Source organism: Streptomyces sp. Tek67B01, from assembly GCF_055231995.1.
This window is the reverse complement of record NZ_JBUYUY010000001.1, coordinates 2504188-2527674: the sequence shown is the minus strand read 5'-3', so window position 1 is coordinate 2527674 and position 23487 is coordinate 2504188. Positions and strand designations below refer to the sequence as shown.

The following is a 23487-nucleotide window of genomic DNA, read 5'->3' as shown; positions in this document are numbered from 1 at the left end:
TCCCGGCATCAACCGCCCCCCGCGCCCTCCTCGATGGCGGACCGGACCTCCGCCACCCGTTCCCGTTCCTCCTCCGCGAACCGCTCGCGGTCCAGCGCCTCGGCGATCTCCTCGTCCTCGCTCATCAGCAGGTCGAGGTTGGAGTCGCCCATCTCGAAGACGCCCATCTCCAGGTACGCCCGCTGGAGCCGGTCACCCCACAGCCCGATGTCCTTGACGCAGGGCACGATCCGGCTGAACAGCAGCCTGCGGAACAGGTGCAGGAACTCCGACTGCTCGCTGAACTCCTCCGCCTCCTTCCTCGGGACGCCGAAGTTCTCCAGGACCTCCACCCCGCGCAGCCGGTCCCGCATCAGGTGGCAGCCCTCGATCACGAACTCCTCGCGCTCGCGCAACTCGGCGTCCGTCAGCTGCTTGTAGTAGTCCCGCAGTGCCATTCGCCCGAAGGCCACGTGCCGGGCCTCGTCCTGCATCACGTACGCCAGGATCTGCTTGGGCAGCGGCTTGTCGGTCGTGTCGCGGATCATCCCGAAGGCCGCCAGTGCCAGCCCCTCGATCAGCACCTGCATGCCCAGGTACGGCATGTCCCAGCGGGAGTCGCGCAGGGTGTCGCCGAGCAGCCCCTGGAGGCTGTCGTTGATCGGGTAGAGCATCCCGACCTTCTCGTGCAGGAAACGCCCGAAGATCTCCGCGTGCCGGGCCTCGTCCATCGTCTGGGTCGCCGAGTAGAACTTCGCGTCCAGGTCCGGTACGGATTCCACGATGCGCGCCGCGCACACCATCGCCCCCTGCTCCCCGTGCAGGAACTGGCTGAAATTCCACGCCGCGTAGTGGCGGCGCAGTTCTCCCTTGTCCTTGTCGGTGAGTTTGGCCCAGTACCGGGTGCCGTGGAGCGTGAGCGCCTCGTCGGGGGTGCCGAGCGGATCGTACGGGTCCACCTCCAGGTCCCACGCGATGCGCTTGGCGCCGTCCCACTGCTTGTCCTTGCCCTTCTGGTACAGGGCGAGCAGCCGCTCCCGGCCTCCGTCGTATTCCCAGCTGAAGCGGGCGGCGCCCGAGGCCGGAACCTGCCAGACGCCCTCGCCGGGGTCCTTGGTGTAGAGCTCGTGCGTCGACACTGACGCTCCCTCGTCTCACGTCTCACGTCTCACGTACTCGCGTACAAGACGGCACAGTTGGCCACCGCCCGCAGCGTCACACGTTGGTAGACGCGGGGTCAACAAGTCGCGCCGGGGGGATTGACGGTCTTGCTGACAAGCAGTCTCATAAGCAGTGACCGCCGGTAACTCGACGAGCGAGGTGTCCGAAGCCATGACGACCGTGACCGATCGAGCAGCGCCGAGGGACGCGCTCGGCCTCCTGAAGGACCGTGAGGAGACAGCCGAACGATTGCTCGAATCATCGGCCAAGCACTCCTTCGACCCCGACAGGGAACTCGACTGGGACGCCCCGCCGATCGAAGGCAAGTACTACTGGCCGCCCGAACTGCTCTCGCTCTACGACACACCGCTCTGGAAGAAGATGGGCGAGGAACAGCGCATCGACCTCTCCCGTCACGAGGCTGCCGCGCTCGGCTCCCTCGGCATCTGGTTCGAGATCATCCTGATGCAGCTGCTCGTCCGACACATCTACGACAAGTCGCTGGTCAGCAACCACGTCCGCTACGCGCTCACCGAGATAGCCGACGAATGCCGGCACTCCATGATGTTCGCCCGCATGATCCGCAAGGCGGACACCCCCGCCTACCCGGTCTCGCGCACCCACCACAACCTGGCCCGCGTCCTCAAGACGGTCTCCACCACCCCCGGTTCCTTCGCCTGCACCCTCCTCGGCGAGGAGATCCTCGACTGGATGCAGCGCCTGACCTTCCCCGACGAGCGCGTCCAGCCCCTGGTGCGCGGGGTCACCCGCATCCACGTCATCGAAGAGGCCCGGCACGTCCGCTACGCCCGCGAGGAACTACGCCGCCAGATGCTGACGGCCCCGCGCTGGGAGCAGGAACTCACCCGGATCAGCTGCGGCGAGGCCGCCCGCGTCTTCTCGCTGGCCTTCGTCAACCCGCAGGTCTACGAGAACATCGGCCTGGACCGGCGCGAAGCCGTCGCCCAGGTCAAGGCGAGCGGCCACCGGCGCGAGGTCATGCAGACCGGTGCGAAGCGGCTGACGGACTTCCTCGACGACATCGGCGTACTGCGCGGCGTCGGCCGCAGGCTGTGGCGGAGCTCGGGACTCCTCGCCTGACCGCCACCCCCCGGGGTTACCCTGCGGGCATGACGACCGTAAGGGCCTACCGCAGGCTGAGCGTCGAGGAGCGGCGGTCCCAACTCCTCGACGCGGCCCTGTCGCTGTTCGCGCACCGGGCGCCGGAGGAGGTTTCCCTCGACGACGTCGCCGAGGCCGCCGGGGTCTCGCGCCCGCTGGTCTACCGCTACTTCCCGGGCGGCAAGCAACAGCTCTACGAAGCCGCCCTGCGCTCGGCGGCGGAACTGCTGGAACAGTGCTTCGCGCAACCCCAGGCAGGTCCCCTCACCCAGCGGCTGTCCCGGGCCTTGGACCGCTACCTGGCCTTCGTCGACGAACACGACACCGGTTTCGCGGCGCTGCTCCAGGGCGGCAGCGTCGTGGAGACCTCCCGTACGACGGCGACCGTGGACGGCATCCGCCGCGCGGCGGCCGAACAGATCCTCGTCCACTTGGCCGTCCAGGACCCCGGGCCGCGGCTGCGGATGATGGTGCGGACCTGGATCACGGCCGTGGAGGGGGCCTCCCTGAACTGGATCGACGAGGGCAAGCGGCCGGAGGTGGGCTCGCTCCGCGACTGGCTGGTGGACCAGTTCATCGCCCTCCTCACCGCCACCGCGGCCACCGACCCGCAGACGGCCGCGGCGGCGCGGGCTGCCCTGGCGCTGGAAACGGCGGACGGCCCGGTCGGGGTCCTGGCCCGGCGGGTGATCCCCGTGGTCTCCGAGGCGGCCCACCTGCTGTGACACTGGAGGGGTGAGAAGCGAATCGACCCCCTTCGAGGGCGGTCCCATGGACGGCCGGTCCCTGCCGATCCTGTTGGGCCCGACCGGCCACCCCCCGAAGTGGTACGAGATCCCGGTCCCGAACCCGGACGGCGCGGCCCCGACGGTCCTCTTGTACGAGCGGGTCCCGGCGGGCCAGTCGAAACGCCTGGGCCTCCGCAAGGGCTGGAAGTACACCTACCGCCCGGACACGACCCGCCCCCGCGCCCGCTGGCCGTGGCGGTAGCCCTGGCCGGTGCCGGTGCCGGTGCCGGTGCCGTGGCCGGCGCCCTGGCCGGGTCGTTGCGCGGTCCGGCGCGGGGGTTGCCCGGTTCGCCGGGCGGGGTGGGTGTTCGCCTCAAGCGCCGGCGGGGCTCGGGGTGGCTGTGTCTTGGCGGGGTGCCGGGGGCGTGGACGGGGTGGGGGGTCGTCCGGGGCGGGCATGATTTATGGCGCCGACCCCGGGTCGGGGAAGCGTGACCCCTACGCGCCACAAATCACGTTTAGGCCCCGTCCAACCCCCCACCCCGCCCCCACCCCCGTCCAACACGTCCAACCCCGCCAGGGGACAGTCCACCGCCCGACCCCGCAGCCCTACAGCCCCGCCGGCACCAGGCGTCCGGGGAACCCTGGGCGGGGCCGGCGCAAGGACCCGGTCTCAGGTCGGCCCCCCGGCGTGTGAGGTGCCCGGCGGAGCCGGGGTCGCTTCGTGCAGCGGGGCTTCCGCCGAAACTCAGCCCCGCCGGCGTTTGAGGCGAACACCGACCCCGTCCGGCGGTCCGGGCAGCCTCCGCGGGGTTCGGGGAACGACCCGGCCAGGGCAGTGTCACGGCAAGCGCAGCACAGCTTCCGCCCCGCCCCCGTCCGCCTGGCGGAATTCCAGCCGCGCCCCGATCACCGCGGCCTGGCCGACCGCGATGGTCAGGCCCAGCCCGTGTCCCTTGCCGCCACCGCCCCCGGCCCCCGCACTGCGGAACCGCTGCGGGCCCTGCGTCACCAGGTACTCCGGGAACCCGTCACCGTGGTCCCGTACCGTCACCACCGGCCCGTCCACCGTCAGGACGACCGGCTCCCGCCCGTGCCGGTGGGCGTTCGCCACCAGGTTCCCCAGGACCCGCTCCAGCCGCCGCCGGTCGGTCTCCACCAGCGTGTCCCGCACCACGACCACCTCGGTCGGCGTCCCCGACGCCCGTACCGCCCGCCGGGCCAGCCGCGCCAGCTGGTGCAGGTCCGTCTCCACCACCTCGCGCCCCGAGTCCAGCCGCGAGATCTCCAGCAGGTCCTCCGTCAGCCCCCGCATCGTCCGTACCCGCTCCCGCACCAGCTCCGTCGCCCGCCCCTCCGGCAGGAGTTCCGACGCCGCCTGCAACCCGGTGAGCGGCGTCCGCAGCTCGTGCGCGACATCCGCCGTGAACCGCTGTTCGCGCTCCAGCTTCCCCTGGAGGGTGGCCGCCATCGTGTCGAGCGCGCCCGCCACCGTCGCCACCTCGTCCTGGTGCCGCGAGGCGTCCTTCGTGCGCGGGTCGCCCACCCGTGCGTCGAGGTCCCCCTGGGAGATCCGCCGCGCGACCGTGGCCGTCTGGTGCAGCCGCCGCGTCACCCGCCTCACCGCGAACGCGCCCAAGAGCAGCGTGCCGCCGATCGCCAGCATCGAGGAGCCGATGATCGCGTGGTCCAGCCCGCTGATGGTGCGCGCCGCCTGGCTGTAGTCCACGGCAGTGGCGAGGGCGCGGCCGTCCGCGGGGCCCGCCGCCCACATGACCTGCCGCCCCCGGAACTCTGCCACGACGGTGCCCCGCTGTCCGCGCACCGCCAACCGCCGCAGCGGATCCGGCAGTCCCGCCGGATCGAGCGCCGAACGCGGCGGCAGGGCCTCGCCCGCCTCGTACGCCCGCGTGGCGTCGCCCAGCTTCTCCAAGGCCCGGTCCCGCGCGTTCGTCACCGTCTGTCGGGTGACCTCGACGTGCACCAGCGCGCCCAGCGCCGCCGCCAACGCACAGCACATGACCACGATGAAGCAGGCCGACTTCCAGGTGAGCCTGGCGGTCCAGGCGGGGAGCCGGGCCCTCATGACGCCCCCGGGCGCGCCGGCACCCGTACGATCTGCTCGCGCGTCGGCAGCATGCTCCGCTGCTTCTCGTCCCACGCCCAGGTGCTGAACAGCTCGTATCCGGGATGCCCGCTCGGTATGCGCAGGACCACGTTCTGACCGGCCAGCTCGACGCCGATGACGGTCTCGGTGGTCGCCATGATCCGGTTGAGCCGCCCGTCGGGGTCGGCCGTGTAGGCACGTACCGACATCATGTTGTCGGGCAGCTCGATCCCGACGACGACCTCGTCCTTCCCGTTCCCGGTGAGGTCCCGGTAGTAGGGGTCGAGCACCGGGCACTTCTCCGAGGACTCCGTCCCGCAGGTCCGGATCGCGTCGGCGGTCTCCTTCGGCACCCCGTCCGCGCCGACGACGGCGCCCCGGTGGGCGCGCAGCTCCGCCTGCACCAGTGCGACCGCGTCCACCTCGTGCACGTTCTGGTCGTGCACGAGCGGCAGGCCCTGCACGTACACCGGCGGCACGCCCCCAGGCGGTGCGGGCGGTACGGCGGCCCCCTTGCGCCACGGCCACAGTCGTACGGGTCCGCTCGCGGTCGGGGTCGGACCGGCGGAGGCCAGGCCGCCGGGGTCGCCGCACGCCGAGAGCAACGGCAGCAGGCAGGCCAGCAGGAGCAGCCCGGTGCCCGTGCGGGAGGGGAGCGTGCGCACAGCGGTGGGCCTCCTCTACGTGGCGCCGGGGCAACGGGTGTTTCCCGCCAACCTTAGGCCGACCCGATCCGGTTTCGCCCGCACACATGGGCGACGCCCGCGTGGGCGGAGGTGGCCTGGCGCGCTCGGTGTCAGGCGTTCGTACGCCCCCGCCGCCGCATCGCGAAGCCGACTCCGGCGGCGCCGGGGCGCCGGCTGGCGGTGGTCACGGAAGTGGGGCGAGGGCCTCGTAACGGCGATACGACCGCGAGCCGATGGGGAACCGTCGGCGTCCCGTCGGGGTCGTCGCGTGGCACGCCGCGTGCGGGGGATTGCCGGGCGGCGTACCGCCTGCTCCCATGGACGCCGGGGGTGAGGACGATGCGCGGACTCAAGGTGCTGCCGAGCGGGCGGCCCGGGATGGGCAGGCTGTTCGTTAACCTGCCGGACGGCCGGGCGGTGGCCTGGTACGACCGGCGGATCAACCGGATCAGCCTGTTGGACGAAGCCCACCGCGAGGCGGTGCTCGCCGCCCTGCGCCCCTACCTGAGCGGTGAGCCGGCCGTCGGCCCGCCGCCGGTGCCCACGCCCGCCGAACGGCTCCGCTTGGCCCTTCCGCCGGACCGGGACCTGGCCCCGAACCGGCCGGGGGAGCCGCTGCTCGGGGAGCTGGCGTACGGCTCGCCGGGCACCCGGACCCGCCACCGGCTGCGCCGGGAGCTCGGGGCCCGGGAGGCGGTGGGGGCGGAGATGGGGGCCCTCGAAGCGATGGACTGGCGGGTCCTGCACGCCGTGCCCCTGCCGGGCGGCGGCGTGATCGACCACCTGCTGATCGGCCCGGCCGGGGTGTTCTGCGTGGCGACGGTGGCGGGCCGGCGCCAACGGGTCCGGGCCGGGGACCTGCTGGTCACGGTGGGTCGGGCCGATCCGCGCCCCGACGTGCGCCATATCCGCCTTGCGGCGGCCCACGCCGCGCGAGCCCTGCGAGTGCCGGTCACCCCGGTGGTGGCGGTGGTCGACGCCGCCACCGTCGAGGTGGCCCCGACCCTGCGCGACGTCCGCGTCCTCCAACCCGCCCTGACCCCCTACTTCACGACGGCCACCCCCATCCTCAAACCCCCGGACACGGATGCCCTCTTCTCCCTCTCCCGCGACACCTCCACCTGGCTCCCGTAACGCCCCGACGGCTCCACCACGACTGCTCAATTCCGGACCCCGAGCGGGCCCCCCGACCCTGTCGACATCGCGTTGCTGCGCAACAGCGCGCCGGCCGAACCCCACCCGGCCGCCCCGAGGCGTCCGGCCCAGCCGGGTCGCTCCGCGCAATGGCGCGCCCGCCAAGTCCAGCCCCGCCGGCGTTCGAGGCGAACGCCGATCCCGCTCGGCGGGGAGGGCGGGCAACCTTCGCGGGTTCTGGCAGACCCCCCGGCCAGGGCACAGGCCCCGCCGGCGCACGCGCCGAACCCGGCCCGGCCGGCCCCTGAGGCACCCGGCCAAGCCGGTTCGCCTCGCGCGTCGGCGCGCCCGCCGAACCCGGCCCCGCCGGCGTGCGAGGCGAACCCCGGCCCCGCCCGGTGCGCCGGGCAACCCCCGCGAGGGCCCCGCAAAGCACCCGGCCAGGGGCTACGCCGAGCGCCGCTTGCGCGGTGGTGTGGCCTTCTTGCCCGACGACGCCGTCTTCTTCGCCGCCGCCGAAGTGGACTTGGTGCCGCCCGACTTGGCCCCGGCCGACCCCGTCTTCTTGGTCGAGGCCGCCGACGTGGACTTCCGCCCCGCCGCCGTCTTCTTCGCCGCGCCCGACCCCGACGCCGCCGTGGACTTCTTCCCGCCCACCGCCTTCGGCGCGGCGGCCGACTTCCGCCGGATCGGCGTCACGTCCGCCTCGGCCCCCTCTCCGCCACCCTCCCCCCGCGAGGCCTTCGCCGCCTGCACGCTCCGCTCAAGCGCCGCCATCAGGTCGATCACCTGACCGGCCGGTTCCGTCGCCGCCTCCGCGGGCTCGTACGCGCCGCCCGCCTTCGCCGCGATCATCTCCTCCAGGGCCTCGCGGTAGTCGTCGTGCAGCGATGCGATGTCCACCTCGCCCAGGGTCGCCATCAGCGCGTCCGCCAGGTCGAGTTCGGCGTCCCGCACCGTCACCGACGTCTCCGGAGCCACCCCCTCGGGGCGGCGGATCTCGTCCGGCCACAGCAGTCCGTGCATCGCGATCACGTCATCGACCACCCGCAGCATCCCCAGCCGCTCCCGCCCCCGCAGCGCGAACTTCGCGATGGCCACCTTCCGGCTTCGCTTGAGCGCCTCCCGCAGCAGCGTGTACGGCTTGGCGGCCGTCGCCCCGTTCGCCGCCAGGTAGTAGGCCGCGTCCATCTGGAGGGGATCGATCTCGTCGGCGGGTACGAACGACACGATCTCGATCGTCTTCGCGGTCGCGATCGGCAGCCGCGCCAGATCCTCGTCCGTGATCGGGATGATCGAGCCGTCCGCCTCCTCGTACCCCTTGCCGATCTCGGCGGCCGACACCTCCTCACCGTCCAGCTCGCACACCTTGCGGTACCGCACGCGCCCGCCGTCGGTCACATGGATCTGACGGAAGGAGATCGAGTGGCTCTCGGTGGCGTTCACGAGCTTGATCGGGATGCTGACCAACCCGAAGGAAATCGCCCCATTCCAGATGGATCGCACAGTTCCTCCCGTTTCGTGGCAATCTCATCGTATGACGCCGATCACCATGGTGGAGGGCCGGCGCATCGCGCTCAGCAACCTGGACAAGGTCCTCTATCCGGAGACCGGCTTCACCAAGGGCGAGGTGCTGCACTACTACGCCACCGTCGCGCAGCCCCTGCTGGCCCACGTCCACAACCGGCCGGTGTCGTTCCTGCGCTACCCCGACGGCCCCGACGGGCAGCTCTTCTTCACCAAGAACCCGCCGCCCGGTACCCCCGATTGGGTACTGACCAGTCCCGTCCCGCGCTCGGAGGACCCTTCCGCCGAACAGGTGGTCATCGCGGACATGCCCACCCTCATGTGGGCCGCGAACCTCGTCGTGGAGTTCCACGTCCACCAGTGGACGGCGGGCAGCCCGGCCATCGCGGACCGACTGATCCTCGACCTCGACCCCGGGCCGCCCGCCACCGTCGTGGAGTGCTGCGCCGCCGCCCTCTGGCTGCGCGACCGGCTCGCCGCCGACGGCCTGCACGCCTACCCCAAGACCTCCGGCGCCAAGGGCCTCCACCTGTCCGCGCCCCTGGAGCCGACCCCGTCCGCGCGGGTGTCCGCGTACGCCAAGCGGCTCGCCCAGGAGGCCGAACGGGACCTCCCCGAGCTCGTCGTACACCGGATGGCCAAGGCGCTGCGGCCCGGCAAGGTCTTCGTCGACCACAGCCAGAACGCCGCCGCCAAGACCACCGCCGCGCCCTACACGCTGCGCGCCCGCGCCCGCCAGACCGTCTCCGCGCCCATCTCCTGGGCGGAGGTGGAGGCCTGTGCGCACCCGTCCGACCTGGTGTTCCTCGCCGACGACATCGCGCCCAGGCTGGCCCGCGACGGCGACCTGTTCGCCCCGCTCACCGACCCCGGACAGGCCGGGGCGCTGCCGTGAGCCGGGTCAGGGTCGCGCTCGCCGCCACCGTACGGACCCTGCCGCGGGCGGCGGGCCTGGCGTACGAGCCGAAGTTCGACGGCCACCGGCTCGTGGTCCTGCGCACGGCGGACGGGGTCGTGCTGCAGGCCCGCTCCGGCCGGATCGTGACCAGCGCGTTCCCCGATCTGGCCCTGGCCGCGGAGCGGTTGCCCGCCGGGACGGTACTCGACGGGGAGGTGGTGGTCTGGCACGACGGCCGTACGGACTTCGCCCTCGTGCAGCGGCGGGCGGCGGCGACGGCGAGCCGCGCGCCGGTGCTCGCGCAGAGCCTGCCCGCCTCGTACGCGGCGTTCGACGTGCTGGAGCTGGCCGGAGTCGATGTGCGCGGCCGGACGTACGAGCGCCGGCGGGCGCTCCTGGTGGACCTGCTGCTCCCGCTCGGGCCACCCCTCCAGCCGGTCCCGATGACGACTGATCCGGATCTGGCCGCGACCTGGTACGAGACCCTGCCCGCGAGCGGTATCGAGGGGCTGGTCGTCAAACGGCTGGACCAGCCCTACCCGGCCGGCCGGCGCGCCTGGCAGAAGCTCCGGCACACCGACGTCCGGGACGCGGCGGTGATCGGCTACACAGGGACGCCGCGCCGGCCGGCGGCGCTGGTCCTGCTCGTGCCGGGCGACGACGAGGCCCCGCTGGTGTCGAGCCCCCTGTCGGCCCCCCTGCGCCGGGAGCTGTCCGAGACCCTGGCCGGCCGTGCGGGCGACGCCCCGGCGGAGCCGACGGCCGGGGCGTCGCCGGCGCCGACGGTCACGGCCATCGGGCTGGGGGAGGTGACGTACCGTCCGCTCGACCCGCCCCTGGCGGCGGAGGTCCGCCACACCGCGCTGCGCCACCCGCCGCCGGAGGTGCTGCGACTGCGGACGGACCTCTGACGCGCCGCCGGACGGACCCCTGAAGCGCCGCCCTTGGGGTGGCGCGGTCAGGGGCCCGTACGGCGGTCGTCCCCGGCGCGGGGTGTGGCCCGGTCAGGTGTGGTCCGTCCCCCCTTGCGGCGGGGCGACCGGCGGCTCCGGCGGGGTCGGCGGGGCGGGCGGCGGGGGCTCGGTGACCTCGGAGGACGGGCGCTGGCCGGCGTGCGGGTGCGAGTGCTGGTAGCCGGATTCCCGGGCCGCGCGGACATCGTCCGGGTGGGTGGAGGTGGTGGAGCCGAAGTTGCCGAAGCCCTGCATCTCGTGCGGGCGCAGGCCGCTCTCGGGGAACTCCACGGGGTCCCGCTCCTCGCGCACCTCGTACACCGCGCCGCCGTCGGGCAGGTGCGGTTGGCTCTCCGGAGTCGGCGGCGGCGGCTCCTTGGCGCGCACCAGCTGGCCCAGCTTGAAGGCGCCGAGGAGGAACGCGACGATGATCAGGCCGACGAAGACGAACCAGACGGCATGGTGCGCGTCTTCCAACGCGATGGTGTTCATACGTACCATTTTCCCGCATTCGGTACGTAATCACCCGATCTATTCGTCCAACGCGGGGACGCGACGACGCCAGGGACGCACGGGCGCACGGACGCGCGTCCGGGCCGAGGACGTACGGGGCCGAGCACGCACGGGGCCGAGGACGCGGGACCGAGACCCGAACCCGACCGGGGTTCAACGGGACGAGGTGGTCGGAGAGCCCCGGCGCCCGCCGGGGCTCTCCGACCCGCTACCCCCGCAGGGGCCCCTCCGAGTCCCGCAGCCCGCCGCTCTCCCGGCCCCCGAGCACCCCGAGGATCTCCGCGCAGATGGCCAGGGCCGTCTCCGGCGGGGTCCGCGCCCCGAGGTCGAGACCGATCGGCCCGTGCACCCGGGCCAGCTCGGCCTCCGTCACCCCGCCGGCCAGCAGGCCCTCGCGACGCCGGGCGGCGGTCCGGCGGGAGCCGAGCGCGCCGACGTACGGAATGCCGAGCGCGAGCGCCGTGCGCAGGGTCGGCACGTCGAAGTCCGGATCGTGGCTCAGGAGCACCAGGCAGGCGGCGTCCCGGTGGGCGCCCAGCACCTTCTCCGCCTCGGCGGCCGACTCGACCGTCACCGCACCCCACTCCAGCAGCGCCGCCTGCCGCGCGATGATCTCCGCGAGCTCGCCGGCCCCGCCGATCACCACCTGCGGCGCGGACGGGTACGCCTCCACCAGCACCAGTCCCGAGCCCCCGTACAAGGCGTCCCGTCCCGGCCGCCGCGTGCGCAGCAGCTCACCGGCCCGCCGCGCGGCGTCGTCGGCCGGGGGGTCGACGTTCCGTACGACCTCGCTCACCGCCCGGTCCGCGGCCTCGTTCAGCCGGGTCACCAGCGCCACCCCCTGCCCCCCGCCGAGCAGCTCCCACCACTCGGCCGGGATCGCCGCCAACGGCTGGAGCAGCACCTCCGCCCGGCCGCCACAGGTCAGCTTCGCCTCCACCGCCTCCCCGGCGCCGACCGAGACCTCGCACACCCGCGCGGTGTCCCCGGCCGCCATCGCGCGGGCCTCCGCGACGAGTTCGGCGTCGAACACCCCCCGGTACAGGGCCCCGACGCAGTCGCCCCGGGTGTCCACGAGCACCGCCCCGGCCGGGTCCCGCGGCCCGAACCCCTGCTCGGTGACGGGCCGCGCCAGGTACCCGTCCCGTCCCTCCGCCACCCACTGCCGCGCCGTCTCAACCAGCTCACGCATCGCGTCCGCCCCATCCTCGTCGTCAGAGCCCGCCACAAAGCACCTGGTCAGCGGCGCCGCGTGGCCTTTACGTCAACCTACGCACACCGCCTACGCCTACCCACCCCCCAAAACCCACAGACCCGACGCCACCTCCTTCGTACGAGTTGCGCCACGAGTTGCGCCACGTCGCCGGGGGGCGTTGGTTCGAAGGGTGTTGTTCAACGACCGCGACGACGCCGGCCGCCGCCTGGCCGAGGCCCTGCGCCCCTACGGAGCCCGGCACCCGGTGGTGCTCGGTCTGCCCCGGGGCGGAGTCCCGGTGGCCTTCCACGTGGCCCGGGAGCTCGACGCCCCGCTCGACGTGGTCGTCGTACGCAAGCTGGGCGTCCCGGGCCACCGCGAACTGGCGTTCGGCGCCCTCGGCGAAGGCGGCGTACGCGTGATCAACGAGGACGTCGTCCGCCGTGGCGGCCTCCGCCCGCAGGACATGGCGGCGGTCGAACGAACGGAGACAGCCTCCCTCGTCGACCAGGCCCACCGCTTCCGCGCGGGCCGCCCCCGCCTGCCCGTCGCGGGCCGGACGGCGATCGTGGTCGACGACGGCGTCGCCACCGGCGCCACGGCGGCCGCCGCCTGCGAGGTCGTCCGCGCGCAGGGCGCGACCCACGTCGTCATGGCCACCCCGGTGGCCCCACCGGACGCGGCCGCGCGACTCTCCGCCTCCGCCGACGAACTGGTCTGCCTCTCCACCCCGCCCGCCTTCTCCTCGGTGGGCCAGTGGTACCGGGACTTCTCCCAGACCCCGGACAGCCTGGTCGTCGCCCTCCTGGCCGCCCGGTCCCCGGGCCCCACCGGGCCCCCGGGGACCGCTCCGGATTCACCCCCAGGAGATCGGAATCCGCCCTAGGCTGGCCGTGTGAAGGCACGCACCGCTCTGGCGCAATGGCTCGGCACCCTCGACGAGTAGGGACTGACCGCCCTGCTGAGGCGCGGGAGCTGCCGAGCGCCGCAGGACGCCATCCGTTCGCCGGCCTGCCCGCCTTCGCGGACCACCTGCTGTCCGACCTGTCGGTGGGTCACTGCGAGGCCCCTGGGCCTGCCGGGGGCCCTTCGGTGCTTCCCGGCCAGACCTGCGGCGACGGACCGAGATCCTGTCCATGACCATTCCGCAGGGCGGCAGTTGGCCGCGCATACGCGAAGACCCCGTCTCAGCGAACTCGCTGATGGCAGGGTCTTTGGGCACTTCCTGCGAAGTGCCCCGGCAGGATTCGAACCTGCGCACACGGCTCCGGAGGCCGGATTGTACCCAGGTGTTTGCCCAGGTCAGGCACCTAGCTGATGATTTGTCAGGCTTGCTGCCCCCACATGTCCCACGATTCAGAAATGCGCCGAATGTCACAGAATCTGAGGGGTGTGGGCCTCGGTGACTGATGCGCCGGCGAGCCGATCCCTTCCCCTCCGTCTCGGCGGGATTGCCGGCGAGAGCGCCGGAAGCGAACTAGGATTTAAGTAAGGCTCAATCTACGTAATATCGAATCTACGTTTGATCAATGCTAGGGATGGCCGCCGATGGAGTTCAAGGGCAGGTCTGCCGACCTGGATCAGTTGACTCGGCAGCTGGGGCTGGTGGTCAGCGGTACGGGGGCCACGCGTGGTCAGGCTGTAACCGTGACGGGCCGGCGCCGGGTGGGCAAGTCTCGCCTGGTCCAGGAGTTCTGCGACCGTTCCGGGCTTCCGTATGTGGTCTTCCAGGCGACCCGGGGACGCAATGCGGTGGCGGAGCGGGCGGACTTCACCGCGACGCTGGCGCATTCCCCTCTTCCCGGAGCTGAGCTGGTGGCCGGGCTGCAAGCCGCCGACTGGAACCAGGCGCTGCGTTCCCTCGCAATCGCGATTCCGGACGACGCGCCGAGCATCGCGGTGGTCGACGAGGTTCCGTGGCTGGTCGCACAGGACGGTGAGTTCGAGGGGGCGTTGCAGACGGTCTGGGACCGGCACCTGTCCGCCAAGCCCGTCCTGTTGATCCTGGTCGGCAGTGACATGTCGGTGATGGAGGCGCTGCAGTCATATGGCCGCCCGTTCTTCGGCCGGGCGGCCAAGATGACCGTGCAGCCGCTGCATCTGGCCGATGTGCAGGCGATGACCGGCCTTGACGCGGCGGAAGCGGTGGACGCGCTGCTGATCACCGGTGGGTTCCCGGAGATCGTTCAGTCCTGGCGGCCGGGGATGGGACGCCGAGACTTTCTGCGCGAGGCTGTGTCCAACCCGCTTGCCCCGCTGTTGGTGGCGGGCGAGCTGTCGCTGCTGGGGGAGTTCCCCGAGGCGTCCCACTCGCGCGCGATCCTGGAAGCGGTCGGCAGCGGCGAGCGGACCTTCTCCACCATCGCCGCGCAGGCCGGTGGTGCCGGCGCGCTGCCTTCGGGCACGCTGTCTCCGCTGCTGAACACGCTGCTGGCCAAGCGAGTCCTGGCCGCTGACCTGCCGCTCTCGGTCAAGGCGGACAGCAAGAACAAGCGCTATCGCATCGCTGATCCGTACCTGCGGTTCTGGCTGGCTTTCCTGCAACGCGGGATCCCGCTCATCGAGCGCGGTCGCGGTGATCTGGCGCTGGAACGCATCGAGCGGTCGTGGACGACCTGGCGGGGCCGGGCCGTCGAGCCGGTCGTCCGCGAGTCGCTGCTGCGGCTACTGCCCGATGAGATGTGGCCGCAGACGGAGGCGGTCGGCGGCTGGTGGAACCGGCAGAACAACCCCGAGATCGACCTGATCGGAGCCGACCGCGAACCCGTGGCAGGGCAGGTTCACTTCATCGGCTCGGTGAAGTGGCTGGAGTCGCAGCCGTTCGGCCGACGTGAGTACGACGCCCTGGTACGGGACATGCTCGCCGTGCCCGGTGCCGAGCCGGACACGGCGCTGGTGGCAGTATCCCGCTGTGGTGTTGAGGACGATCTGCCTCTTGCGGCGCATTGGGGTCCGGAGGACCTTGTCCGTGCCTGGCGGTAGCCAGGGAATCCGTCAGGGCGGTCATGGTGATGTACCTGCCCCGGGCGCCCAGTGGCGGGAGACATCGACCGCATGCTCAGAATCTTCCGGACATCGAAGCCCGTCTGCGCGGCGGCGAGGTGATGGGGCCGGTTCACCCCCGCGGGGTGACCGGACGGCGCTAGCCTGGCCGGGTGAATGCGCGTACCGCCCTTGTGAAATGGCTGGGGACCCTGGATCCTCAGCGGCTGACCGCGTTGCTGGAGGAGCGGGATCTGCCGCTCGCCGCCGGGTACCGGCGGATCACCACCTTCCGCGAGCTCGCCGAACACCTGCTCACCGACGAGTCGGTGGGCCAAGGCCTGATGGCGGGCACCGCCGGAGAACTGGAATTGCTCGCTTCCATCGCCGCCCTTGCCCTGGAGCGGCACGGCCCCGCCGCCGGTGGCGACGCCGAGGATGGACCCCGGTATCCCTGGCAACAGCGCAAGCCCGTTCCCCCGGTGGAACCCGCGGACCGATTGGTGCCCGAGCGGGACGTACTGTCCTGGTTCGAGCCGGGGGAGAAGCGGCAGCAGGCGGAACACGCACTCACCCGACTGCGGGAGCGCGCGCTGCTGCTCCCCGCACCCAAGGGCCAACTGGCGCTCCCACCACTGCTGCACGTCCGCGCCGCCGGGTTCGACGGATACGGGCGTACGGCCGACCGGCTGCTGACCAGCGCCTACAACGCCCCCGAGGTCAAGCGGATCGCCGCAAACCTCTTCGGCGAGGGGGCTGCCCGTACGCGCGACCAGGCCCAGGGGCTGATCACCGCTCTGCTCGCCGATCCCGCCCGGGTGCGGGCACTGGTGGCGGACGCCCCGGTCCGGGCGCTGGAGCTGCTGGACCACCTGGTACCCGGCCCGCCGCTGCTGCGGACCCACTGCTTCGTCGGCCGGTACGGGTCGCAGTACGCGGGCCCGGACGCCAAGTACGTCTTCCGGGAGGGCGGCAGCGGCGACGAGGGCACCGACTGGCTGGCCGGGCGCGGACTCCTGATCCCCTCCGGCCTCGACCTGGTGGAACTTCCGTACGAGGTCGCCCGTGCGCTCCGCGATGAGGGCGCGGCGCCCAGCCCCCGGCTGGAGCCGGAGCCGTTCACCGCCACCGCGCCGCTGCCGTCCGGCTGGGAGGGTGAGGGCGGCACGGCCGCCGCGGCGGCCGCCTGGCGGGCCGAACTGGTCCTGCGGGCGCTGGCCGCCCAGCCGGTCGCGATCCGCAAGGTGGGCGGGATCGCCGTACGGGACACCCGGCGGCTGGCCAAGGCGGCCGGGGCCGATGAGGCAGACACCCGGCTGTGGCTGGACCTCGCGGTGAACGCCGGACTGGCCGCACCTCAGGACGACGAACCGGCCCCCACTTCCCGCGGCCGCCGGAACCCCAAGGCCCCCAAGCCCTCGGCCCAGCTGTTGCCGAGCGACCGCTACGACGCCTGGGCCGCCGCTCCGCCCGCGGCCAAACTGCTGCCGCTGCTGGCAGCCTGGGCTGTGGTCCCCGCAATTCTCACCCACTGGCCGGACCCCGATGAGACCCCGGTCGCGCTCATCAGCCCACAGGACGAGGACGCCGTGACCCTCCGCACCGGGGTCCTGCGAGCGCTCGCCGTTCTCCCCGACGGACACGGGCTGACCGCGAACGCGCGCGGATACACCGAACTGCTGTCCCTGGCCGCATGGTTCCAGCCCGCCCTGCGCGCTCACCTGGTCGCGGACACCACGGGGGAGCTGACCGGCCTGGACGGAGTCCTCGACCGCATGGCGGCCACCCTGACAGAGGCGGCCCTGCTCGGCGTGGTGGCCCACGGCGCGCTCACCCCCGTCGGGCGGGCCCTGTGTCGACTGCTGGAGGCGGGAGCCGCCCATCACTACCCGGCAGTACCCGGCGCGGGCACGGACCCGACCGCCCGCGGCTCGGAGGGCCTGGGCGAGGACCTCTCCCTCCGCCCCGCCCTGGCGAAGGCGGTGGCCACCCTCCGCGAGGAGCTGTACGCGGCGCTGCCCGAGCCCAGCGACACGGCCCGGTTCCAGAGCGACCTGACCGCCACCGTCACCGGGGCGCCCGCGCCCGCCCTCGCCGACCTGCTCTCCGCGGTCGGCGACATCGAGTCCGAGGGCCACGCGGTGGTCTGGCGCATCACGGCAACCTCCATCCGCCGGGCCCTGGACGCCGGCTGGAGCGCGGACGAACTCCTCGACCGCCTCACCACCGCGAGCGAGCGCGGCACCCCCCTGCCCCAACCATTGGCCTACACGATCAAGGACACCGCTCGCACCCACGGACAACTCAAGGTCGTCCGCTCCGCCTGCTGCATCCGCTCGGACGACACCGCCCTGATCGCCGAGGTGGCCCAGTCCCGCGGCCTGACCAAACTCCGGCTGCGCCGGATCGCCCCCACCGTCCTGATCTCCACGGCCCCGCCGGAGGAGACGCTGTCAGCCCTCCGCACGGCCGGCTACGCCCCCACCCAGGAAGCCGAAACGGGCACCACCCTCCTCGATCGCGCCCCCACCGACCGCGCCCCGAGCCTCATGTCGACCCTGGACCACGCTCACGCTGCCTACGGTGAACCGGGTCGCGGCGCCCCCGCGAGCGCCCGCCTACTGGCCGCCACCCTCACCGCGGCCGGCTAGGACGCGTGGGTCAGACCTCGATGACGGTGGCCCGACCGCCGCACAGCGCCGTCAGGGCCATCGGCGTGGAGGTGAGCACGGTGACAGGGCCGGGCGAGCTGAGCGGCGGTGGCGGTGTGCATGCCATCGATGGCGTACATGTGCTTTCGCACGTCGCGTCCCGTTCGCCGTCCCGGATCCCAACTATGGGAACGGGCGGCTGGGCCGCGTCGCTAGGCTGCCGGGATGACCACCGCCACGCCACTTCTCCTTGATCTGGACTCGTTCCTCGCCCGGGCCGAAGAGCGAGGCGCCCCGCTGGACGCGCGGGCGGCCGAGGCCGTCCTTGGTCTGCTCGCGCTGGGCGAAGCACGCCGCCGGACCGGCCTGCCCGAGCCCACCGAGGAGCTGGCCGAGGAACTGCTGCACATCCTGCTTCCGCTGTACGTCAGCGCCACCGAGGAAGAGCTGCCGGGCTTCGTGGCCGCTCTGGTCGCGCTGATCGACCACACACACGAGGCCGGCCGCCTCAATGCCAAGCGGCAGGCCAACCTCGTGACCCGGGTGCACGAGCTGGCCGATGGCTTCACCCAGGCGATGACGAGCCCCCGCCGCCTCACCTGGCCGCGGCTGTACGGAAACCTGCTGCGCGCCGCGGGCGTGGACGCCACCGATCCCCGGGCTGTGCGCGACTGGCTGGAGGCGTTCGCCGCGCGCCCGTATGCCGAGCGGCACGCCGCGCTCGGCTTCGCCTCCTCCGCCTCCTCCTCTCCGAACGGACCGCTCGCCGAAGCGGCATACGTGGAGGCGCTGTGCGCGGAACGCTCCCGGCAGGCCCGTCCGCTGCTCGCCGCACGGCTGGAGGCCGTGGCGCTGGCCCAGCAGGTGCGACCCCGCCCCGGCGAGGGCCTGCTGGTCGCCGATGCCCCGGTAGGCAAGCCGGACGACGAGAGGGACGACTGGTACGACGAGCAGGCGGGTGTGCTCGCCGATCGCTGGACCGCAGCCGGGCTCGACAGGCTGCTACGCGGCCCCTTCGCGCACCTGGCACCGAGCGGCGGCAGCGCTCCCGCCCCTCTCCTCGCCCTCGTCGAAGCCATGGCCGGCCAGCACCTGGAGATGTTTGGCGACGCCTTTACGCCGCTGCCCCCGGCCCCGTTGCCGGCCTCCCCGGAGGAACAGGCCGCGCTGCTGCGTTCCGCCCCGTTGCCCCAGCTCCTGGCGCAAGCCGCCGCCGATCCGCAGGGCGCGGACGAGCGAACGCGCGAACTGGCGCTGGCGAGCGGCTTCCTGGTGCGGGAGCAGAGCGGCGCGCTGAGCGTGGGGCCATCGGCCGAGGCCTGGCGTGAGGGTGGCCCCGCCGAGCTGACCGGACTGGCCCTGAACCTGCTCGGCGCCCTACTGGCGCAGTTGGCCGAGGAGGAGACCGCAGGGGAGTACGACGGTGAGCACCTGATCACCCTCTACCTCCTGTGCGAGCAAGCGGGGATGGCGCAGTCCGTGGCTCGCGTGGCTGCCCTGAACGACATGTGGTTCGTGCCGCCGGGCCATGAGAGCGACCCCGACATGTCCGTCGCGGCCACCGGAGACTACGAACTGCCCGACCCCCAGGTCCTGTCCGCGGTCCTGGGACTCCCGGCACTCACCGCGTCCGACCGTACGGATCTGATCCCGTCCGCTGCCCGCCTTGTGCGCCTGATGGACCACCTGGCCGCCCTGGGTATCACCGAGCGCACCGGAGACGCCGTCAGCCTCACCCCTCTCGGCTCCGCCCTGCTGCGGGACACCCTCCTCGTGGGCCTCGAAGGCGAAGCCGCCGATGTCTTCCCCACTCGGGAGCAGATGCTCGCCTGGGACGCGGAACGGCTCGTCGCGGCAGCCCAGTGGTGGCCGAAGCGGGCCGCCCGGCCGGCCGTCGGCGACTGGCTGGCCGCGCAGCGCACCGACGGATGGACCCCTCTGTTCGCGGCGATCTCCGCCGCCTGCCCCGAGGACGAGCCCGCCAGGCGGCGAGCGCTGCTCGCCACTCTCGACGCGACGGCCGTACCCGACGAGGCCCTGTACGCCCTGCTGGCCGACCCGGCCCTGGGCGGCTGGGCCGAGCACACCCTGCACGCACGCGGCCAGGCGCCCGACCCCTCAGCCGTTCCGCTGTCGGCCCGCGCGGTGTACCTGCTCGACGCGCTCGAAGCCGTACGGAGCGCCGCATCCCTCGATCACCGCGTGACGGCGGCTCGGAACGAGGAGGAGCCTGAACTGTATGCCGAGGTCCACGCCGCCTTCGACAAGGCCGCGGCAGCCTGGCCGGGCGGCGGCCCGGCCCTGCTCACCGCCTTCACGGCGGCGGACCCGTACACAGCCGCCTTCCTGGCGCAGCAGCTCTCACACCACCCCGACCGCGCCACCGCCGAACAGGCCCGTCGAGCCTGGCGGGCCTTCCACACCAGCGGCACGACCCGCCCCCCCGGCAGGAAGAAGCCCGCCAACCGCGCCGGCGGGAAACGCAAGCGGCGCTGACCGCCGTGAACGCCGGGCCGGGGCCGCGCGGAGCCAGCCCCGCGCCCACGACGTGACCGCCCGGCTCCTGTCCCCGGGCCGCCCGGTCAGCGCACCTGCGTGACGAACGCCTGCCAGGCGCCGGCCCCGAACCCGATCACAGGCCCGTTGGGCCGCTTGCTGTCGCGGACGGGGACGATGCCGGGGACGTTGTCGGCGACCTCGACGCACTCACCTTGGCCACCGCTGTAGCTACTGACGCGCCACGACGCTGCCGTGAGGTCGGGCATGGGGGAGGGGGCCTGGATCATGGTCTGTGCTCCTTGGCGATGCGACGGATCAACCCGAGCGATTCCGTGGGCGGCAACGCGGAGGTACGAGCGTCATCGAAGAGCTCGCGATACCGGGCGACTTCGGATTCCTGTTCCATCCAGATGTTGCCCGTCGGGGTCTCCGTCAGCACCAGGTTTTGCGCCGCAACCCGTGGAAAGCTCATCAGCAGGTACGGGCCGAACATACCTGAGTGCGCCCCACGCGAGAACGGCAGAACCTGGACGGTGATGTTGGGCCGTTCCCCCATCTCCGCCAGGTGTTCCAGCTGATCACGCATCACTGTCGGTCCGCCCACCTGTTGGCGGAGCACTCCTTCGGCAAGGATGGCCCAGAGCTCCAACTGCCGCTCGCCGGCCAGCCTCTCCTGTCGAGCAAGGCGCACCTCAACGAACTGTTCGACCTCCTCGGCACTGTGCCAAGCACGTGAGGCGACGGTGACCGCTCGCCCGTATGCCGCGGTCTGGAGAAGCCCCGGCACCAGCTGGGCTTGAAAGGTCCTGATGCTGTCGCAGATGTCTTCCATCTCGATGTAGTCACGGTAGGCGTCAGCGAGAACCGATCCGTACTGATGCCACCAGCCCTCACGGCGGCGACGATTGGCCCTCTGGGCCAGGGCGCCCAGCCGATCCCGGGTCTCGGCATCGGTCACCCCGTAGGCGTCCATGAGCGCTACGAGATCTGGTGTCCGGACCGGCACATGACCGTTCTCGATCCGGCTGATCTTGCCACCGGTGCAGTCGAGGGCCTTCGCCGCAGCGGCGGTAGTGAGACCCGCCGCCTCACGCAGGCGCCGGAGTTCGTCGCCGAGCTGGCGACCGAGCACGGTGGAGGGTTTCACGTTCGGCATAGGCAACTCCCTACCAGAGCGCCGCGCTTGGAACCGCAAATCTTCCCGATTGAGTGAATCTCGCGATTCTGCGGCATTCAATATTGCACGGATCGCACCCGGCGAGGCACGCTCAGCGGACGGGGTCGTACCCCGCTGAATGCAAGGCGACTTGATCAACAGCCATCAACCCTCAGGGGACTGCTGTGACCTCACTCAGCGAAGTTGTGTTCCGTCTCTCACGCCGACCCCGCAGCGCGGCAAGGGCCCGCGCGGCACTGCACGCCCTACTCGGGGACTGGGGCGCGGGGGACGACCTCCTCCACACCGCCGAACTCGTCCTCTCCGAACTCGTGACCAACGCCCTCCGAGCACCCGCACCCAGTGACCGCCAGGTCGGCGTACGGATCGCACACTCCTCGACGGACGGGCTGCTGCGCCTGGAGGTGAGCGACGCCGGATCCGGCCGGCCGGAACTCAGGGAGCCCGGGGCGGACGACGAACGCGGCCGGGGGCTACGGCTCGTGGACGCGCTCAGCCACCGCTGGGGCGTCACCGCACGCGCGGGCGGCATCGGCAAGACGGTCTGGTCGGAGCTGAAAGCCCCCGACCTCCTCCCCACCCCGTCAACGAGGGAGATCGCGGCGGTCACGGTCAGCCCCGGCCAACAGATCCGCGTCTGGGGTGCCTGGCGCGCCGTCCGCAGCGTGCGGACGGCTCGCCACGCCACCGGCGGCCTGACGGTCGTCCTCGCCCTGGACGAAGGCCCACCCCTCCGCTTGCCCGCTGCGGAACCGCTGGCCGTACGAGGGCTGCCGTAAGGTGAAACGCGCCGTGCGAGTGCCGAGCCCCGTGTACACCCGGGCCCCGCACCCACTCCCCGCAGGCAAGGAGGCGACACCGTGTCGGACCCGGCCCACCACCCCATCCCCGTCCGCCGCGGACACCTGCGCGACGCCGCCGAGCAGATCGAGCAGGCCACCGGCATGCGCGTGGAGATCATCGGGGGCATTCTCATGATGTCCCCGAGCCCGAGCGGCAAGCACGCCGGGACCGTCATCGACCTGCGCGACGCCATCCGTCCGAGCCTTGCCGCCGCGTACGAGTCGTACGAGAACGTGTCCGTCCCGATGCCCGACGATCCGGACGACTACGCGACCCCGGACCTGACCATCGGTCCCCGCGCCTTCAAGGAGGACGACGGCTGGCTCCTGGAGCCGGACACGATCGCCCTCGCGGTAGAGGTCATCTCGCCCAGCGAGCGGCTGAGAGGGATCAACGAGAAGACCGCGTGGTACGCGGCGGCACGTGTCGCCCGCCTGTTGCAGATCGACCCGCGCACGGGCACGTGGTCCCTGTTCACCCGTCCGGGAGAAGGCGAGTACAAGGGCGTCGTCCACGGAAAGTACGGCGAACCGGTCCCGCTGCCCGACGACCTCGGCGGCGACCTGCCCACTTCGGGCCTTCCCCTGTACGGGACGCCGCCCGGCTCTTGAGACGCCGAGGGCACGGACAGTAGTCCACAGAGCCCTCACCCATCCCAGAGGTCAGCCGAGAACCTTGGCGATGGCGAGTGCGATCCGCTCGATCCAGTCGATCGCGTCCGTCACGTCGGCGTCGGAGATCGGGCGGCGCCGCTTGAGGTCGCCGTCCAGCAGGTCCGCGTCATGGGCGATCTTGTTGCGACGGTCGGTGATCGAGATGTACTGCTTCTTGAGGGTCTGGTCGGTCATCCCCGTGCGGCCGTGGTTCCACTCGTTGAGCTGAACTGCGGCCTTGCCCCAGATGTTCTCCTCCGTGACCAGCTTCAGCGCCTCGCTGATCTTGCGCGGGTTCTGAAGGGAGGCGTTGGCCCACTTCGCCTTGACGTGCTCGGACACGGCGTCGGCGAGTGTGGTGGTGCCCCGCCGGACCTCCTCGACCTTCTCCAGCGGCAGCTCGAACTTCGTCAGCTGGTACGGCATGCCAGGACTGTCCGCGGCGGCGAGGTCGGCCACCCGGCGGTACAGCTCCTCGTGGAACCAGTGGTCGATGGCGCTGACCGCCTGCACCCACGCGGCACGGTAGAAGTCGCCGATGTCGAAGACAGGGGACTGGAAGGCGGCCAGGCTCTGGCCGGCGAGGACCATCTTCCGGGCGTACTCGATGTTGGTCTTGAACGCCTGGAACTCGCGCGTCTGTGGCTGCGGAACTGCCATGGGATGCCCCCGTCTCGCT

Annotated in this window: 20 protein-coding genes, 1 tRNA gene and 1 pseudogene; 12 read left to right on the top strand and 10 right to left on the bottom strand. The window is 72.3% G+C overall.

Annotation, left to right across the window (positions count from 1 at the left end; all coding sequences use genetic code 11):
* Positions 1 to 8: 8 nt before the first annotated feature.
* Positions 9 to 1118, bottom strand: coding sequence for a ferritin-like domain-containing protein (locus tag ACV7NM_RS11115; protein ID WP_463410148.1), 1110 nt, complete (start codon positions 1116 to 1118; stop codon positions 9 to 11).
* A 193-nt stretch (positions 1119 to 1311) separates the two neighbouring features.
* On the opposite strand from ACV7NM_RS11115, the gene ACV7NM_RS11110 reads away from it, so the two are divergent.
* From ACV7NM_RS11110 to ACV7NM_RS11100, 3 genes are read left to right on the top strand one after another with little or no spacing between them, the layout of a single operon-like run.
* Positions 1312 to 2241, top strand: a complete 930-nt coding sequence (locus tag ACV7NM_RS11110; RefSeq protein ID WP_463410147.1) for an AurF N-oxygenase family protein — start codon at positions 1312 to 1314, stop codon at positions 2239 to 2241.
* Between the two features lie 29 nt (positions 2242 to 2270).
* Positions 2271 to 2987, top strand: a complete 717-nt coding sequence (locus ACV7NM_RS11105) for a TetR/AcrR family transcriptional regulator (protein ID WP_463410146.1) — start codon at positions 2271 to 2273, stop codon at positions 2985 to 2987.
* A 10-nt stretch (positions 2988 to 2997) separates the two neighbouring features.
* Positions 2998 to 3252, top strand: coding sequence for a hypothetical protein (locus tag ACV7NM_RS11100; protein WP_463410145.1), 255 nt, complete (start codon positions 2998 to 3000; stop codon positions 3250 to 3252).
* A 579-nt stretch (positions 3253 to 3831) separates the two neighbouring features.
* Here the strand turns inward: ACV7NM_RS11100 and ACV7NM_RS11095 are convergent.
* Complete coding sequence (locus tag ACV7NM_RS11095) at positions 3832 to 5076, bottom strand: histidine kinase dimerization/phospho-acceptor domain-containing protein (protein ID WP_463410144.1); 1245 nt, start codon at positions 5074 to 5076, stop codon at positions 3832 to 3834.
* Complete coding sequence (locus ACV7NM_RS11090; protein ID WP_463410143.1) at positions 5073 to 5762, bottom strand: hypothetical protein; 690 nt, start codon at positions 5760 to 5762, stop codon at positions 5073 to 5075. Before ACV7NM_RS11090 ends, ACV7NM_RS11095 begins: the two co-directional genes overlap by 4 nt.
* Positions 5763 to 6122: 360 nt before the next feature.
* Between ACV7NM_RS11090 and ACV7NM_RS11085 the strand changes: the two genes are divergently transcribed.
* Complete coding sequence (locus tag ACV7NM_RS11085) at positions 6123 to 6917, top strand: nuclease-related domain-containing protein (RefSeq protein ID WP_463410142.1); 795 nt, start codon at positions 6123 to 6125, stop codon at positions 6915 to 6917.
* A gap of 447 nt (positions 6918 to 7364) precedes the next feature.
* Here the strand turns inward: ACV7NM_RS11085 and ku are convergent, their stop codons facing one another.
* Positions 7365 to 8423 (bottom strand): non-homologous end joining protein Ku, encoded by a 1059-nt coding sequence (ku, locus tag ACV7NM_RS11080; protein WP_463410141.1) that lies wholly within the window; start codon positions 8421 to 8423, stop codon positions 7365 to 7367.
* Positions 8424 to 8454: 31 nt separating this feature from the next.
* Here ku and ligD point away from each other — a divergent pair, with 31 nt between their 5' ends.
* Positions 8455 to 9339, top strand: a complete 885-nt coding sequence (gene ligD, locus ACV7NM_RS11075; protein ID WP_463410140.1) for a non-homologous end-joining DNA ligase — start codon at positions 8455 to 8457, stop codon at positions 9337 to 9339.
* Complete coding sequence (locus ACV7NM_RS11070; RefSeq protein WP_463410139.1) at positions 9336 to 10253, top strand: ATP-dependent DNA ligase; 918 nt, start codon at positions 9336 to 9338, stop codon at positions 10251 to 10253. Before ligD ends, ACV7NM_RS11070 begins: the two co-directional genes overlap by 4 nt.
* A 93-nt stretch (positions 10254 to 10346) precedes the next feature.
* Here the strand turns inward: ACV7NM_RS11070 and ACV7NM_RS11065 are convergent, their stop codons facing one another.
* Entirely contained in the window at positions 10347 to 10787 is a 441-nt protein-coding gene (locus tag ACV7NM_RS11065; protein ID WP_463410138.1) for a DUF6479 family protein, read from the bottom strand.
* A gap of 229 nt (positions 10788 to 11016) precedes the next feature.
* The gene (locus ACV7NM_RS11060) at positions 11017 to 12000 is read right to left on the bottom strand and encodes an XdhC family protein (protein WP_463410137.1); all 984 of its coding nucleotides are present in this window, start codon (positions 11998 to 12000) and stop codon (positions 11017 to 11019) included.
* 193 nt (positions 12001 to 12193) lie between these two features.
* Here ACV7NM_RS11060 and ACV7NM_RS11055 point away from each other — a divergent pair.
* Positions 12194 to 12832 (top strand): annotated as a pseudogene (locus ACV7NM_RS11055) (phosphoribosyltransferase); the annotation flags it as partial.
* A gap of 403 nt (positions 12833 to 13235) precedes the next feature.
* Here ACV7NM_RS11055 and ACV7NM_RS11050 read toward each other — a convergent pair.
* Positions 13236 to 13308 (bottom strand) — tRNA-Ser (locus ACV7NM_RS11050).
* 243 nt (positions 13309 to 13551) lie between these two features.
* Here ACV7NM_RS11050 and ACV7NM_RS11045 point away from each other — a divergent pair.
* The 3 genes from ACV7NM_RS11045 (at position 13552) to ACV7NM_RS11035 (ending at position 20132) form a co-directional block, all read left to right on the top strand.
* Positions 13552 to 14985: an ATP-binding protein gene (locus tag ACV7NM_RS11045; RefSeq protein WP_463410136.1), complete on the top strand. Its 1434-nt coding sequence runs from the start codon at positions 13552 to 13554 to the stop codon at positions 14983 to 14985.
* A gap of 173 nt (positions 14986 to 15158) precedes the next feature.
* The gene (locus ACV7NM_RS11040) at positions 15159 to 17636 is read left to right on the top strand and encodes a helicase-associated domain-containing protein (RefSeq protein ID WP_463410135.1); all 2478 of its coding nucleotides are present in this window, start codon (positions 15159 to 15161) and stop codon (positions 17634 to 17636) included.
* A gap of 225 nt (positions 17637 to 17861) precedes the next feature.
* Positions 17862 to 20132: a hypothetical protein gene (locus ACV7NM_RS11035; RefSeq protein WP_463410134.1), complete on the top strand. Its 2271-nt coding sequence runs from the start codon at positions 17862 to 17864 to the stop codon at positions 20130 to 20132.
* A gap of 86 nt (positions 20133 to 20218) precedes the next feature.
* Here the strand turns inward: ACV7NM_RS11035 and ACV7NM_RS11030 are convergent, their stop codons facing one another.
* Together ACV7NM_RS11030 and ACV7NM_RS11025 are read right to left on the bottom strand one after the other, a co-directional pair.
* Positions 20219 to 20422, bottom strand: a complete 204-nt coding sequence (locus ACV7NM_RS11030; protein WP_463410133.1) for a DUF397 domain-containing protein — start codon at positions 20420 to 20422, stop codon at positions 20219 to 20221.
* Positions 20419 to 21291, bottom strand: a complete 873-nt coding sequence (locus ACV7NM_RS11025; protein ID WP_463410132.1) for a helix-turn-helix domain-containing protein — start codon at positions 21289 to 21291, stop codon at positions 20419 to 20421. The genes ACV7NM_RS11030 and ACV7NM_RS11025 overlap by 4 nt, the downstream gene beginning before the upstream one ends.
* 185 nt (positions 21292 to 21476) lie before the next feature.
* On the opposite strand from ACV7NM_RS11025, the gene ACV7NM_RS11020 reads away from it, so the two are divergent.
* On the top strand, positions 21477 to 22091 hold the full coding sequence (locus tag ACV7NM_RS11020) for an ATP-binding protein (RefSeq protein ID WP_463410131.1): 615 nt from the start codon (positions 21477 to 21479) through the stop codon (positions 22089 to 22091).
* An 81-nt stretch (positions 22092 to 22172) separates the two neighbouring features.
* Complete coding sequence (locus tag ACV7NM_RS11015; protein WP_463410130.1) at positions 22173 to 22766, top strand: Uma2 family endonuclease; 594 nt, start codon at positions 22173 to 22175, stop codon at positions 22764 to 22766.
* A gap of 51 nt (positions 22767 to 22817) precedes the next feature.
* On the opposite strand, the gene ACV7NM_RS11010 is transcribed toward ACV7NM_RS11015, so the two are convergent.
* Positions 22818 to 23468, bottom strand: a complete 651-nt coding sequence (locus ACV7NM_RS11010; RefSeq protein WP_266497695.1) for a hypothetical protein — start codon at positions 23466 to 23468, stop codon at positions 22818 to 22820.
* Positions 23469 to 23487 lie beyond the last annotated feature (19 nt).

Bases quoted from the DNA above. Each gene is read 5' to 3' on its own strand.
- ACV7NM_RS11110 (WP_463410147.1), top strand. From the start codon at position 1,312: ATGACGACCGTGACCGATCGAGCAGCGCCGAGGGACGCGCTCGGCCTC.
- ACV7NM_RS11105 (WP_463410146.1), top strand. From the start codon at position 2,271: ATGACGACCGTAAGGGCCTACCGCAGGCTGAGCGTCGAGGAGCGGCGG.
- ACV7NM_RS11095 (WP_463410144.1), bottom strand. From the start codon at position 5,076: ATGAGGGCCCGGCTCCCCGCCTGGACCGCCAGGCTCACCTGGAAGTCG.
- ACV7NM_RS11085 (WP_463410142.1), top strand. From the start codon at position 6,123: ATGCGCGGACTCAAGGTGCTGCCGAGCGGGCGGCCCGGGATGGGCAGG.
- ligD (WP_463410140.1), top strand. From the start codon at position 8,455: ATGACGCCGATCACCATGGTGGAGGGCCGGCGCATCGCGCTCAGCAAC.
- ACV7NM_RS11065 (WP_463410138.1), bottom strand. From the start codon at position 10,787: ATGAACACCATCGCGTTGGAAGACGCGCACCATGCCGTCTGGTTCGTC.
- ACV7NM_RS11060 (WP_463410137.1), bottom strand. From the start codon at position 12,000: ATGCGTGAGCTGGTTGAGACGGCGCGGCAGTGGGTGGCGGAGGGACGG.
- ACV7NM_RS11045 (WP_463410136.1), top strand. From the start codon at position 13,552: ATGGAGTTCAAGGGCAGGTCTGCCGACCTGGATCAGTTGACTCGGCAG.
- ACV7NM_RS11035 (WP_463410134.1), top strand. From the start codon at position 17,862: ATGACCACCGCCACGCCACTTCTCCTTGATCTGGACTCGTTCCTCGCC.
- ACV7NM_RS11030 (WP_463410133.1), bottom strand. From the start codon at position 20,422: ATGATCCAGGCCCCCTCCCCCATGCCCGACCTCACGGCAGCGTCGTGG.
- ACV7NM_RS11025 (WP_463410132.1), bottom strand. From the start codon at position 21,291: ATGCCGAACGTGAAACCCTCCACCGTGCTCGGTCGCCAGCTCGGCGAC.
- ACV7NM_RS11010 (WP_266497695.1), bottom strand. From the start codon at position 23,468: ATGGCAGTTCCGCAGCCACAGACGCGCGAGTTCCAGGCGTTCAAGACC.